Below are 13,813 nucleotides of genomic sequence, written 5' to 3' on the forward strand. Positions count from 1 at the left end.
CTCCTGCTCTATAGTGAGTATAGAACTCAAAGGGGGAGATCAATGGAACCTCTGGACACCCGCGGCCTCACCGCTCTGCGTGCCGTCGCCGAGACCGGATCCGTCGCCGCGGCCGCCGCCGCGCTGCAGTGGAGCCAGCCGACGGTCAACCATCATCTGCGCAATCTCGAGCGGGCCCTCGGCGCGACTCTGCTCGATCGCACACCGCGCGGATCACAGCCGACGACCGTGGGCAGCCTCGTGGTGACCCGAGCCGTGGAGATCCTCGGACTGTGCCAGCGCCTCGGCGCCGAGGTGGCCCTCTGGCGGGAATCTCAGGCCGTGCCGGTGCGCATCGGGGCCGTGCCCACCGTCGGTGCTCGAGTCATCCCGCGCCTCCACGATCAGCTGCAGGCCCGCCCGAGGTGGCAGACCCGCGACGAGGCGGTCGCCGGCGACCGGACCGACGTGCTCACCGCGGCCCTGGACGTGACGATGGATGAACACGCGAAGCTCGTCTCCCGGCTCGAATCCGGGGACCTCGACCTCGCCCTGCTCGTGTCGACCGATCTCGACCGGACGTGGATCCCGGCGACGCTGACCGCCGCCCACCTGTATTCGGAGCGGCTGTTTCTGTGCGTGCCGAAGACCATCGGACCGATCGGCGTCGACGACCACGGCCGTCCGGACCTCACGGCGCTTGTCTCCCAGACCTGGGCATTCAGCATCGACCCCGGTGATGCCATCGACGAGGTGGTTCGCTCCTTCTGTCTGAGCGCCGGGTTCGAACCCCGCGTGGGGATGAGGATGGATGACTATGCGGCCATTAACCGGATGATCTCGGCCGGTCTGGCGGTGGCGATGATCCCTGAGTCATCTCTGTCGACCGACCCGGACATCACCGTCATCCCGATGCCGCTCAGCGACTGCCGCCGTGACGTCCTGCTCGTCTCCCGGTCCTCGCGACCACAGGGGCGCGTGCGTCACGATCCGATCGTCGATGCGCACAATTCCGCCATCGCCGAGGTGGTCGCCGACGTCCGTACCGTCACGCGGCAGTGGCGGTGACGCTGCGGTTTCAAAGTGGCGGTCAGGATGCGTCTCAGAGTGCGAGGATCGCGGGCACGGTGAGCACGGCGACGTAGTACCCCATGAACTGGACTCCGGCATGCATGCCGATCATCCGGTTGAAGAGCCCGCCGACGAGGCCGACGGTGATCGTCACGCCGAGCGCCAGCAGACCGCCTTCGTAGAGGCAGATGACGCAGATGAGTGCCGCGAACCCGGCGATGATCGCCTCGTGGGAGACCGATCGCATCACCCAGGTCGCCGCCCGGTGGGCGTTCGTCATGACGAAAGGGTAGGCGATGACGATCGCGATCACGGCCGCGATCACGGAGAAGAGCGCAAACTGTCCGGTCGTGAGCAGGTTGTGGAGGTTGTTCGTCGTCCCCGCCTCGGCATCGAGGGTGTAGACCGGCGGAGCGTTGAACAGGGGCGCCGCGGGTCCGGCGGCCACGGGTGAGAGCGGCAGGCCGATGGCGATGAGCGGAATGAGAGTCTCGGCGATATAGGTCGACTCGGTGGTCGCGTTGCGCACCGTGGCCACCGTCGTCAGCCGGTGGTAGCCGTTCTTAATCCGGCTGCCGACGATCTCGCCCATGAGCACGGCCATGGCGACGGGTGAGAAGACGAAGGTCGCCGAGGTGACCGCCGCGGACCCGGTCGTATACGTCAGCTGTGTGCGATCGAGGGTTCTCAGCGGATTCGGGACCCGCCCGCCGGAGCGCGGAACGTCGGGGGCAAGGGCGAATTCGCGTTTGCCCTCCTGTCGCATCGCCTTCCTGCCGGCGGGGGACAGTGTGGCGAAGAGGTCGAAGATGAGCGGGCCGGTGGCAATGCCGAGGAAGAAGGAGGTCGTGAACGTCGCGTCCTTCTGCTCCATGATGAACGCCTGCAGGCCGCTGATGAGCAGGACGAAGGGAATGAGCGCGACGACGGCGGCGAGCTTTCCCTTCAAGGTGTACGCGACGAGGACGGCCGCAGCCACGAAGATCCACGGAGCCACGGACTCGATGCCCTCGGCGAAGGGAGTGAGGACGAGAGCGAAGAGGATGGACAGCGGAATCGCGATGATCACGGCGATGACGCCGCCGGAGATCGCCTTCTGCAGGGCCAGGTGCGGCACGCCCAGGGCGCGCAGAAGTTGGGCTTCGCGCAGCATCGGCACCGCGGTGGTGTCACCGGGTATGCCCAACAGCGTCGTCGGCACCGCATGAGAGATGTGCTTGGCGATGACCGCGGCGAGGAAGAAGGCGATGACACCGGCAGGCGGAACACCAAGGAGGATGACAAGCAGAGCGATGGGAGCGACGGTCGCCGTCTCATCCGTTCCGGAGATGAGTCCGATGCCGGTGAAAAGAACAGCGGCGAGCACCGCCATGCCGATCGCCCAGAGGATCGGTTCGAGAAGGTCCGCGCTCACTGTTGTTCGTCCGTCTTCCGTGCGCCGCTGCCGTCATCGGCAACGTGGCTCCGATGGTTCTCGAGGAGGGCATCGAAGAGACCGAGCGCCCGCACCTCGGCCTGCACCGCCTCGGGGAGTTCACGCGGATCGCCGAGGTCGCCGTACTCCTCGACGATCTCGTCGATGATCTCCTGCCGACTGCGCGTGTCGGTCGTCGGGCTCGTGATCACGCGTTTGGGTTTGAACAGGAGACCGGTGATCACGGCACCGAGGATGCACCCGAGAATGCCGATGAGCAGAGCATAGGAGTGGCCGAGCTCCGTTTGACCGGCCGCGGCGAAGAGATGATCGGCGACGAGATAGGCGGTGACCGCGATGCCGACGGAGATGGCGATGCCGCCGGTGAGGTGTCGGGAGTCGACGGTGTCATTCCACACTTCGATCAGGTGCGGCATCCTTACCCGCCTTCGGCTCGATGGTGATTGCTACTGAGTCAGGATACCCACCTGAGATTCGGTGCCGGGCGGATCGACGTCCGCCCGGCACCTCGTGATTCTCGATGAGGCGCTCGCCGGCGCCTCGTCGGTTCAGCTCGTCAGCCGGCCGCAGGTGCTCCCGCATGCTCGGTTTCGCGCACCACGGGCAGCTCGCACGTCGTCGGAGCGACCTGCCGGTAGCCGGAGAGGAACGTGTCGAGGCGTTCGACCGCCTCGGTGAGCACCTCGACGGAGGGCAGGGTGACGAGTCGGAAGTGGTCGGGCTTGGGCCAGTTGAAGGCTGTGCCGTGGGAGACGAGGATCTTCTGTTCGCGCAGCAGGTCGAGGGCGAACTGCTCGTCATCGGTGATGCCGAACTTCTCGACATCGAGCTTCGCGAACATGTACAGCGCACCGTCGGCTCGGTGGGCCGAGACGCCGTCGATCGAATTGAGCCCCTCGTAGGCGACCTGCATCTGCGCGCCGAGGCGGCCGGTCGGCAGAACGAGGTCGTCGATCGACTGCTTCCCGCCGAGGGCCGCTTGGATCGCGTGCTGGGCCGGAACGTTCGAGCACATGCGCATATTCGCGAGCAGCTTGATGCCCTCGAGGTAGCTGTGCGCTTCGTCCAGCGGTCCGGTGATCGCCAGCCAGCCGGAACGGTAGCCGGCGACCCGGTAGGCCTTCGACAGTCCGGAGAAGGTCAGGCACAGAACGTCGTCGCCGGTGAGGGTGGCCATGTTGACCAGCTCGACGCCGTTGTAGGTGATCTTCTCGTAGATCTCGTCGGAGAAGACGATGAGTCCGTGGCGGCGGGCGATGTCCGCGATCTTCTGCAGCGTCTCCTTCGAGTACACCGCCCCGGTCGGGTTGTTCGGGTTGATGACGACGATTCCGCGGGTGCGTTCGGTGATCCGGGACTCGAGGTCGTCCAGGTCCGGCTGCCAGGCGTCCTCTTCCGCACAGCGGTAGTGGACGGGGGTGCCGCCGGACAGCGCCACCGAGGCGGTCCACAGAGGGTAGTCGGGTCCGGGCACGAGGATCTCGTCGCCGGGGTTGCACAGCGCCTGCAGACTGAGCGTGATGAGCTCGCTGACTCCGTTGCCGAGGAAGACTTCGTCGGTGCCGAGATTGTGGATGCCGCGGGTCTCGTAGTACTGGACGACGGCACGGCGGGCCGACAGGATTCCCCGCGAGTCGGAGTAGCCCTGCGTCACGGGCAGGTTCGCGGCGATGTCCTGGACGATCGCCTCGGGGGCTTCGAATCCGAAGGGGGCAGGGTTGCCGATGTTGAGCTTGAGGATCGTGTGCCCGGCGGCTTCCATCGCCTGGGCCTCTTCGAGGACGGGTCCTCGAATGTCATAGAGGACATTGGCCAACTTCGACGACTGCCTGAACATGTGAACCGAAAAACCTTTCATACGACTGCTGCTACATCCACGCTAGGACCCCCGCCGAGGTGGTTCTGACCAAACAGAGGCCCGTTTCCCAGACCTTTGCTCGGTTCGGAGGACCGTTGTGCAGACCTTTTGCAACCGGGCCTCACGATACTCTGGGGAGCATGGCGGATGTGAAGCCGGGGCCCCGCCGGAGGGGGCGCCCGCGTAAGGAAAGCGGCAGTGACGCACGGGCAGCGATCACCGATGCCGCTTCGGCCGAGTTCGCCGAGAAGGGCTATGACAAGGCGTCGATCCGCGGCATCGCCCGCCGCGCGCAGGTCGACTCCGCACTCGTCCATCACTATTTCGAGTCCAAGGCCGGCCTCTTCGCCGAGGTGGTCAAGCTTCCCGTGCGGCCGGACCGCATCATCCGCTCGGCTTTGGGCGTCCCGGACGACCGCCTCGGCGAGTCTCTCGTGCACACGGTGCTGGGTGCCTGGGAGCAGACAAGCGTGAAGTCGATCGGGGTGACCGTTCTGCGTTCTGCTGTGAGCGATTCGGCGGCCGGCCGTCTGATCAGACAATTTCTCCTGCGCGAGCTCAAAGGAGCATTGGCGGGAAGGATCGCGGACAGCGGCGTCGACCGCGCCGAGGCCGATCTGCGGGCCACGCTCGTTCTCACGCAGATGGCGGGTGCGCTCATGTTCCGTCACGTCCTCGAACTCGAACCGCTGACATCGATGCCGGTCGACGATCTCACCGCACGCTTGGCACCGGCCGTGCAGGGGCATCTCGATGGAGTCGGCGACGCGATGTGAGCCCGAACGACGCCTGTGTGGACACACCGCGCATCGGCGAAGGGGCTGCGGTCAAGAAATCGTCCCGTGAGAACCCTTGACCGGAGCACTCTAGAATGTCATATTCAGCACATGATGAATAAGTCGGTGGAAGCACGAGGACTGACGATCCGGAGGGGTCGTCGGACAGTCATCGACTCACTGGATCTTGATGTGCCCAGGGGTGCGATCGTCGGACTGCTGGGTCCCAGCGGCAGCGGGAAGACGACGCTCATGCGGGCCGTCGTCGGTGTGCAGATCGTCGCGGGCGGACGTGTGCAGGTGCTCGGACGGCCTGCCGGATCGGCGGCCCTGCGGCATCGGGTCGGCTATATGACCCAGTCGGCGAGCATCTACGAGGACCTCAGCGTGCGGGCGAATCTGCGCTACTTCGCACGGGTGCAGGGAGCCCCGAAGGCCGATGTCGACCGTGTGCTCGAACGCACGGACCTCACCGGGCAGGCAGATCAGCTGGCCCGGACGCTCTCAGGCGGTCAGGCCAACCGGGTGTCCTTGGCCGCGGCGATGCTCGGTTCCCCGGATCTGCTCGTTCTTGACGAGCCGACGGTGGGACTCGACCCAGTCCTGCGCAATGATCTGTGGGATCTCTTCCGCGGGCTCGCCGAGGAGGGGACCACGCTGATTGTGTCGAGCCACGTCATGGATGAGGCCACACGCTGTGACCGGCTGCTGCTCATGCGGGAGGGCGCGATCATCGCCGATACGACACCGGACGATCTGCTCGCAGGCACGGGGGCCGCCTCGGCGGAGGAGGCGTTCCTCGACATCATCGAGAAGGACACGGCCGGTGAAGGACATGCCGGGCACGGACGCCGGCCGGGGACCCATCTGCTCTCCCGGAACGCGAACGGCACCGGTCGACCAAGCCACGATCGGCGGGGCCGCGGGACGAAGAAGGGAGGTCGGCGATGAACCCGATGCGCACCCTGGCCACGACGGGGCGTGTGCTCACCCAGATCCGCAATGACCCGCGCACGATCGCCCTGCTGCTCATCGTCCCGAGCCTCCTGATCGGCCTGGTGGCGTGGATCTTCGATGAGACCGAGGTGTTCGCCGATATCGGGCCGGCGATGCTTGCGCTCTTCCCGTTCATCGTCATGTTCCTCGTCACCAGCATCGCGACCCTGCGCGAACGCCGCAGCGGAACGCTCGAGAGGCTGCTGTCGATGCCGTTGGGGCGCGGTGACTTCATCCTCGGCTACACCTTGGCGTTCGGACTGCTTGCCGTCGTGCAGACGGCCGTGGCCGTCGGCTACGCGACCCTGGTGTGCGGTCTGGAGATCGAAGGGCCGGTCTGGCTGCTATTCGTCGTGGCGATCGCCGATGCGCTGCTTGGTACGGCTTTGGGCCTGCTGGCCAGCGCTTTTGCACGTACCGAGTTCCAGGTCGTGCAGTTCATGCCCGTCTTCGTGTTCCCGCAGATCCTGCTCGGCGGGATCTTCCTCCCGCGTGATCAGCTGCCCGACGTGCTCGAGGTGATCGGCGACTGGCTGCCGCTCTCGCACGCGATCGATGCACTGGACGCGGTGTCGACCGGTGACGAGGACACCGCCTATATCTGGCTGAGAGTGCTCTTCATCGCCTGCTGGATCGTCGGCGCCGTCATCGTCGGTTCGCTCACCCTGCGCCGCCGGAGGCCGTGAGGTGCGGCGGCACTTTAGTCATCTAAGTCTTCAGGCAGCTCGTCCTATTTGCTCGCCAGTCTGCTGGCCAGACCTCATCTGAAGGCCCATGGAGCCACGGCCCGCTAAGCCGGAAGCAATATGCCCGGCGACGCCCTTCCGATACCACGAGATCTGACGATGGGCTGGGACCGTCTTTGGTGAGATATGCAGTGGCACATCGGCGGTAGTGGTGCCACCCTAGGCACATGGATCAGGTAAACCAGGCGCCGAGTCTTCTTCTGCTGGCTGCCGGCAGCGGTACTCGGATGGGCGGGCCGAAGGCACTGCTGCGGTACGCGGACGGCACAGCGCTGCTGACCGCGCAGGTCGAGAAGATGCTGACGGCGGCAACCGCACGAGGACTCGCCTCGGACGTCATCGTCGTGCTCGGCCCGATGTCGGCGCAGGCGTCCCTTCTGGTGCCCCGCAGCGCACGGATCGTCGAATACTCGGACCACCTTCAGGGCCTGAGCACCTCCTTGATCGCAGGGCTGAATGCGGTGCCGAACAGGGCCGCCGGTGTCGTCATCTCACTGCTCGACCTGCCCGACGTCCCAGCTGAGGCATACGGGCGCCTGCTCGATGCGACTGCCCCCGCAAATCTCGCCCGCGCGCACTGGAACTCGGTCCCCGGCCACCCCGTCGCCCTCGGTCGCGAACACATCGCCGAAGCGCTCGCGGTCGCGGCCGGGGACAAGGGACTGCGGACCATGCTCAAGCGTCACTCGGGCAGCAGCGACGTCACCAGCGTCGAGTGCGCGGACCTGCTGCCGCCGGGCCACGACGGGCTAGCCGATGTCGACACCCCGGAAACCGCAGCCCGATTCGGACTGCATTTGGAAGGAACACGCTCATGACACAGATCGCTTCGACCAAAACACCCGACGCACAGAGAGTTGCCATCGTCTCCGGCACCGGGAAGACCGGGCGCGCGATCGCAGACGCAGTAAGTGCCGCAGGCCATGTGCCGGTCCCTCTCGGGCGGAGGGACCTGACCGATCCCACTGCCGCTCTGCGCGGCTGTCACGCCGCCTACCTCATGGCCCCTAACCTGCACAGCGACGAACTCGGGCTAATCGAGATGCTCCTCGATTCCTCACACAGAGCAGGTATCGAGCGCATCGTCTATCACTCGGTAGCTGCTCCCTACGCACCCTCAATGCCGCACCACCTCGCGAAGGCCGAGGCCGAGGACCGAGTGCGCAGAAGCTCTCTGCCTTTCACGATCGTCCAACCCTGCGCATACATTGAGAACCTCCTGCCCGGACTGCGCGAGACTCCACCCGCCATCAGTGTCGCCTACAGCGCCGACACTCCCTTCGGGCTCATCGGTCTGCGCGATGTCGGTGAGGCGGCCGCGCGGCTGCTCACGACCGAGGACCACCTCGGCGCGACCCTTGAGCTCGGCGGACCGGAGCTCGTCAGCGTCGGGGACGTGGCTCGGGCCGCAGGACAGGTCCTCGGCGCGATGGTGGGCATCGAGGTGACGAATCCAGCGGCCTGGTCCGCGGCGCAGGAGGCCCGCGCCGATTCCGGCATTGACGCCCGTGAACGCGCATGGCTGACGGCGATGTTCGACTACTACGACCGCTACGGACTGCCCTGTGGCAGTGCCGGGATCCCGGCGATCCTCGGGCGCGAGGCCCGCAGCCTCGATGAGGTGCTCGCCGAGGAGCTGCACACCAGCCTCGGCGAGAGCCGGTTGTGAACTCTCGCCAACAGACGTACTCGCGTTTGTCAGCTCTTGCCGGTTCAGTCAGCGTGGGCACCGGGAAAGATGGTGACAAATCCCACGCGACCTGGAAGGACGAAGATGTCGCCCCACGCTCCACGGATCCGCATCGGCATTGACACCGGCGGAACATTCACGGACATCGTCGCATTCGACGAATCCACCGGCACACTGACGACGACGAAGACTCCGTCGACGCCGTCGAACCCAGCCGACGGGTTCATCAACGGCATCGATAAGGTGCTGGGCATGCTCGGCGACTCGGTCTCAGCGGAGCACATCAGTGCCGTCAGCCACGGCACGACCGTCGCGACGAACCAGCTGCTCGAGGGCAAGCTCGACCGTCTCGGCTTCATCACCACCGAAGGCTATGAGTTCGTCCTCGAGATCGCCCGTCAGGCAGTGCCCGACGGCTACGGCAACTCCTATTTCTGGGTCAAGCCCGATCGCATCGTCCCCGCCGACCTCGTCAAGACCGTGTCGGGTCGCCTCGACTTCGAAGGCGGCGAGGTCCGTCCCTTTGATGAGGCGCAGGCCCGCGAGGTCGCCCAGTGGTTCAAAGATCAGGGCGTGATGACGCTGGGCGTGAACTTCCTCCACGCCTACGCCAACCCAGTCCATGAGCAGAGGATGCGGGAGATCCTCACCGAGATCCACCCCGAGGCTACGGTCTCGCTGAGCTCCGAGGTGCTGCGCGAATACCGCGAGTACGAGCGTTCGATGACCACCCTCGTCGACGCGGCCGTCAAACCGAAGGTCTCGAAGTACGTGCACAACATCCACGAACGCCTCGACGCCTACACCGGCGCCGGCGAGGACTCCGCTCTGCCCTTCTACATCATGAAGTCCAACGGCGGGGTCCTCTCCGCCGAAGAGGTCGTCCACCAGCCCATCACCACCGTGCTCTCAGGGCCGGCCGCCGGTGCGCTCGGCGCCGGGCTCATCGCCCGGGAAGCGGGCTTCGACCAGGTGCTCACCTGTGACGGCGGCGGCACCTCGACCGACGTCACCGTCGTCATCGACGGAGAACCGGCCCTGACCACCGAGGGCACCGTCGGCGCTTACCCCTCGAAGATCCCGATGATCGACGTCGTCACCGTCGGCGCCGGCGGCGGCTCCATCGCCTGGACCACACCGGAGGGCCAGCTCAAGGTCGGCCCCCAGTCCGCGGGAGCCGATCCCGGCCCCATCTGCTACGGCAACGGCGGCACCGAGCCGACGATCACCGACGCCCACGTCTTCCTCGGGCGGATCCCGCCCCACCTCCTCGGTGGGGAGATACCGCTCGACGTCGACGCGGCGAAGTCCGGCATCGCCCGGATTGCCGAACGCCTCGAGCTGAGCGCGGAGAAGGCGGCGACCGGCATCCTCGAGATCTCCGCCTGGAATCAGGCCAATGCCTTGCGCCAGATCTCCGTCCAACGCGGACTCGACGTCCGTGACTTCATGCTCGCGACCTTCGGCGGCTCCGGCTCCCTGCTCGCCTGCACCCTCGTCGACGTCCTCGACCTCGCCGGCGTTGTCGTCCCCCACGACCCAGGCAACGTCTCGGCGTACGGTCTGCTCACCGTCGACGTGAAGAACGACTACGTGCAGACCAACGTCTGCCGCGACGACCGCCTCGACATCGCCGAGGTGGCCGATCTCTTCACGGGACTCACAGCCCGGGCCGCCGCCGCACTCGACGGTGAGGGCTTCCCCGCCTCGGCGCACCAGTTCGACCGTTCGGTCGACCTGCGCTACTTCGGCCAGGCCTTCGAGGTCCGCGTCCCGGCACCGGCGGGCGCGATCACGAGAGAATGGGCCGATGAGGTGACCCGAGCCTTCCACGCGGAGCACCGCAAGCTCTACGGCTACGACTTCGCCGCCGCCGACGACCAGTTCGTCGAATGGGTCAACCTCCGTGTGTCCGGCATCGGACCGATCACACGTCCGGAGACTCGCAGCATCGCCTCGGCCGACGGTGCGCCCGCCCTCGACAAGAGGGCGAAGACCGGTCACCGCCCCGTCTGCTTCGCCGCCGCCGACGGCTTCGTCGACACCCCGGTCTACTGGCGCGAGGAGCTGCTGGCCGGTGACGAGATCGCGGGGCCCGCGATCATCGAGGAGTTCGGTTCGACGGTGCCTCTGCACCCCGAGTTCAGCGCGCGCATCGATCGCGCGGCCAACATCATCATCACCCGCACCACCGGTCAGGAGGACAGCAAGTGACTACCACAGCCGACACGAGCGCCGTCGATTCGGGTTCGATGCTGCGCACCGAACCCCTGACCGGCCAGGAGCTCGCCGACTACATCGCCGCCTCGCCGATCAACTCGGCCGGTCTGCCGACTGCCTACGAGCACGGCAACCGCCTCACCGCGGAAGGGTCGAGCGTCGACCCGATCATCGTCGAGATCGTCGAAGGCACCCTGGCCAGTGTGGAGATGGAGGTTGAGACCTCGATCTCGCGCACCTCACGCTCCCCGATGATCCGCGATGCCCATGACTTCCGCGCCGGTATCCACGACCGACAGCTGCGCAAGCTCACCGGCCGTTCGTACTCCGCACTCGTCCACCCAGTCGTCCGGGACTTCCCCATCGAGGAGATGCGTGAAGGCGATGTCTTCTTCCACAACGACGTCTACGAATCCGAAGGCGGCATCGGCCACCTGCCGGACATGTGCGTGACCGTTCCCGTCTTCGCCGAGGGACGGGTCGTGTGCTTCGTCCAGGCCTTCGGCCACCACGACGACATCGGCGGGGCGTGCCCCGGTTCGATGCCCTCAGGGGCGACGAGCGTCTTCGAAGAGGGCCTCATGATCCCGCCGATCAAGTTGTGGTCCGAAGGGGTTCCGAACAGGTCCGCACTGCGGATCATGTCGCGCAACTCCAGGATGCCGGATTCGCTGTCGGCCGATCTCGACGCCGAGTGCTCGGCCTGCCTGATGGGTGCTCGTCGTCTCTCGGAACTCTTCACCCGCTACGGAGTCGAGACCGTCGAAACGGCCTTCGACGCGATACTGCAGAACTCCACTGAGATCTACCGCCGTGAGATCCTGTCGAAGATCCCCGACGGCCAGTACGTCTGGGAGGACTATGCCGAGCACGACGGCGTCTCGGACCCCATGCTCCACACCCAGCGCATCACGTTGACGAAGACGTCGACCGGGGGACCGGACGACGGACCGCGACTTATCGTCGACTTCACGGGCACCGCCGCCCAGGCCGCGGGACCGATCAACCACTGCGGTGACTATGTGGGCGGAAACTTCCTCAAGAAGTGGCTCGCCCCGATCCTGCGCAACCTCGCCGACACCCCCGAGCGGATGGGCGAACTCGACGTCAACGAGGGCATTGTGCCGCTCATCGAGATGCGCTTCCCGGAGAAGGGTACCCTGCTCACCCCCGAGTTCCCCGGACCGACGAACGCACGCACGTTCGTGATTCTCCGCCTCCTCGGCGTCCTCGCCGGCGTAGTCGCGAAGGCCGTGGACGGCCGCATGCCCGCGGACCAGGAGACGATCCGCTACACCGGGGTCTACGGCAAGGACCGCGATGGCAAGGACTACCTCATGCGCGAGGTCCTCGGCGGAGGCTCCGGCGGACGCTACTACTCCGACGGCGAGGACACGATCCACGTCGTCCCCGACTCCCGGAACCTGCCCACCGAATTCACCGAGTCCCGGTTCCCGTTCCGCGTCGAACGCCTCGGTCTGGCCGTCGACTCAGGCGGTGCCGGTCGTTACCGCGGAGGCCTCGGCTACGAGAAGCACATTCGGATGCTGCGCGACGGGCACTTCATGTCGATCGCCGACCGTTCGATCCTCGCATGCTGGGGGGTCAAGGGCGGAAAAGCGGGCAGGCCGTTCGAAGTGACCATCGATCCGGGAGGTCCGAACGAACGTCAGATCGATGCGCTCGCCGATGCTGAGGTCATCAGAGCCGGTGAGGTCGTTCGGATCCGCACCACGGGCGGTGGAGGCTGGGGCGACCCCCTCGACCGTCCGATCGCCGAGGTGGTCCGCGACGTCAGCTGGGGCAAGGTGAGCATCGCCGGCGCTCGTGAGTCCTACGGAGTCGTCGTCACCGCCGATCCGAGCGCATCCGTCGGCGCCGATGCCGCCGGAGTCGACGGTGCCGAGGCCGACGAGGCGGCCACGACCGAGCTGCGCGAGCAGATGCGGGCCACCCGGGATGCGAACGAGCCCTTCTTCGATCGTGGACCCGGCTATGCCCAGCTGACCGTCGACGGAGCCTCAGCTGCGGCGGTCGACTGGCTGTGAGGGTCCTCGTCGCCCTCGGCGGCAATGCGATGACCGGGCCCGACGGAGATCCGTCTCCGTCGGCCCAGCAGCGCGCGATCTCCGCCGCGGCCGTGCATCTGGCCGATCTCGCCGCAGCCGGACACGAACTCGTCATCACCCACGGCAACGGGCCGCAGGTCGGCAACATCCTGCGCAAGAACGAACTCTCCGCTCACGAGCTGCCGCCTGTGAGCCTCGACTGGTGCGGAGCACAGACCCAGGGCACCATCGGCTTCACGATCGTCAGCGCCCTCGAACTCGAACTCGCAGCCCGCGGGCTGGGGAACAGGGTCGCCGCCGTGGTCACCCGCACCGTCGTCGACCCCGACGACCCAGCGTTCGCCGATCCGGTCAAGCCGATCGGGTCCTATCAGGATGCGGATTTCGCCGCGGAGATGACCGCTCATGGCCAGACCTGGAAGGACTTCGGCGACAAGGGGTGGCGTCGCGTTGTGGCCTCTCCGGACCCCGTCGAGATCCTCGAGACTCCGATGATCTCCTTCCTTGCGGACTCCGGCTGGATCGTCGTCGCCGCTGGCGGGGGCGGCATTCCCGTCCTACCCGCGGACCGGGGCTGTGCCGGGGTATCCGCGGTCATCGACAAGGACCTCAGCGCTGCGAAGCTCGCCGCCTCGGTGGATGCGGATCTGCTCATCATCGCCACCGATGTGCCCTGTGCGGTCGCCGGCTTCGGCACTCCGGACGCGAGCGATGTCGGTGCCGTCACCGCAGCCGAGCTCAAAGCCCTGCGTGCCACCGGCACCTTCGCCTCCGGTTCGATGGGGCCGAAGGTCGACGCGCTGCTCGACTTCGTCGACAACGGTGGATCACGAGCCGTCATCGCCGAGCTCTCGCAGCTCGCCTCGGCAGTAACCGGGAGAGTCGGCACCGCCGTGAGTTCGCACGGTCAGGCGCACTCGGATGATCGGGTGGCAGCGGACGTTCGAGAGAGCAGAGACGATCAGTAGACTCG

The 13,813-nt window shown here is 66.5% G+C and carries 12 protein-coding genes; 9 read left to right on the forward strand and 3 right to left on the reverse strand.

The features are described 5' to 3' along the window. Nucleotides 1–42 precede the first annotated feature (42 nt). Complete coding sequence (locus ACSBQT_RS06085) at nt 43–1,047, forward strand: LysR family transcriptional regulator (RefSeq protein WP_435001109.1); 1,005 nt, start codon at nt 43–45, stop codon at nt 1,045–1,047. Nucleotides 1,048–1,081: 34 nt separating this feature from the next. Here ACSBQT_RS06085 and ACSBQT_RS06090 read toward each other — a convergent pair whose 3' ends face one another. The 3 genes from ACSBQT_RS06090 to ACSBQT_RS06100 form a co-directional block, all read right to left on the reverse strand. Further along, a complete protein-coding gene (locus tag ACSBQT_RS06090; RefSeq protein ID WP_435001110.1) occupies nt 1,082–2,464 on the reverse strand; it encodes a tripartite tricarboxylate transporter permease in 1,383 nt (460 codons plus the stop codon). Then, nucleotides 2,461–2,901, reverse strand: coding sequence for a hypothetical protein (locus ACSBQT_RS06095; protein WP_435001112.1), 441 nt, complete (start codon nt 2,899–2,901; stop codon nt 2,461–2,463). Before ACSBQT_RS06095 ends, ACSBQT_RS06090 begins: the two co-directional genes overlap by 4 nt. A 140-nt stretch (nt 2,902–3,041) precedes the next feature. After that, nucleotides 3,042–4,322: a pyridoxal phosphate-dependent aminotransferase gene (locus tag ACSBQT_RS06100; protein WP_435001114.1), complete on the reverse strand. Its 1,281-nt coding sequence runs from the start codon at nt 4,320–4,322 to the stop codon at nt 3,042–3,044. Nucleotides 4,323–4,483: 161 nt separating this feature from the next. Here ACSBQT_RS06100 and ACSBQT_RS06105 point away from each other — a divergent pair, with 161 nt between their 5' ends. The 8 genes from ACSBQT_RS06105 (at nt 4,484) to ACSBQT_RS06140 (ending at nt 13,808) form a co-directional block, all read left to right on the forward strand. Then, entirely contained in the window at nt 4,484–5,119 is a 636-nt protein-coding gene (locus ACSBQT_RS06105; protein WP_435001115.1) for a TetR family transcriptional regulator, read from the forward strand. 111 nt (nt 5,120–5,230) lie between these two features. Then, nucleotides 5,231–6,070: an ABC transporter ATP-binding protein gene (locus ACSBQT_RS06110; protein WP_435001116.1), complete on the forward strand. Its 840-nt coding sequence runs from the start codon at nt 5,231–5,233 to the stop codon at nt 6,068–6,070. Next, complete coding sequence (locus ACSBQT_RS06115) at nt 6,067–6,801, forward strand: ABC transporter permease (RefSeq protein WP_435001117.1); 735 nt, start codon at nt 6,067–6,069, stop codon at nt 6,799–6,801. The genes ACSBQT_RS06110 and ACSBQT_RS06115 overlap by 4 nt, the downstream gene beginning before the upstream one ends. Before the next feature lie 227 nt (nt 6,802–7,028). Then, the gene (locus ACSBQT_RS06120) at nt 7,029–7,679 is read left to right on the forward strand and encodes a nucleotidyltransferase family protein (protein ID WP_435001119.1); all 651 of its coding nucleotides are present in this window, start codon (nt 7,029–7,031) and stop codon (nt 7,677–7,679) included. Next, nucleotides 7,676–8,530: an SDR family oxidoreductase gene (locus tag ACSBQT_RS06125; RefSeq protein ID WP_265418599.1), complete on the forward strand. Its 855-nt coding sequence runs from the start codon at nt 7,676–7,678 to the stop codon at nt 8,528–8,530. The genes ACSBQT_RS06120 and ACSBQT_RS06125 overlap by 4 nt, the downstream gene beginning before the upstream one ends. A gap of 105 nt (nt 8,531–8,635) precedes the next feature. Then, complete coding sequence (locus tag ACSBQT_RS06130) at nt 8,636–10,765, forward strand: hydantoinase/oxoprolinase family protein (protein ID WP_435001121.1); 2,130 nt, start codon at nt 8,636–8,638, stop codon at nt 10,763–10,765. After that, nucleotides 10,762–12,819 carry a hydantoinase B/oxoprolinase family protein gene (locus tag ACSBQT_RS06135; RefSeq protein ID WP_410709230.1) on the forward strand — a complete coding sequence of 686 codons (2,058 nt, stop codon included), beginning with the start codon at nt 10,762–10,764 and terminating at the stop codon, nt 12,817–12,819. Before ACSBQT_RS06130 ends, ACSBQT_RS06135 begins: the two co-directional genes overlap by 4 nt. Continuing rightward, nucleotides 12,816–13,808, forward strand: a complete 993-nt coding sequence (locus tag ACSBQT_RS06140; protein ID WP_265418596.1) for a carbamate kinase — start codon at nt 12,816–12,818, stop codon at nt 13,806–13,808. The genes ACSBQT_RS06135 and ACSBQT_RS06140 overlap by 4 nt, the downstream gene beginning before the upstream one ends. The last annotated feature ends 5 nt before the right edge of the window (nt 13,809–13,813 follow it).

Source organism: Brevibacterium sp. H602 (genome assembly GCF_051172395.1).
Taxonomy (GTDB): Bacteria; Actinomycetota; Actinomycetes; order Actinomycetales; family Brevibacteriaceae; genus Brevibacterium.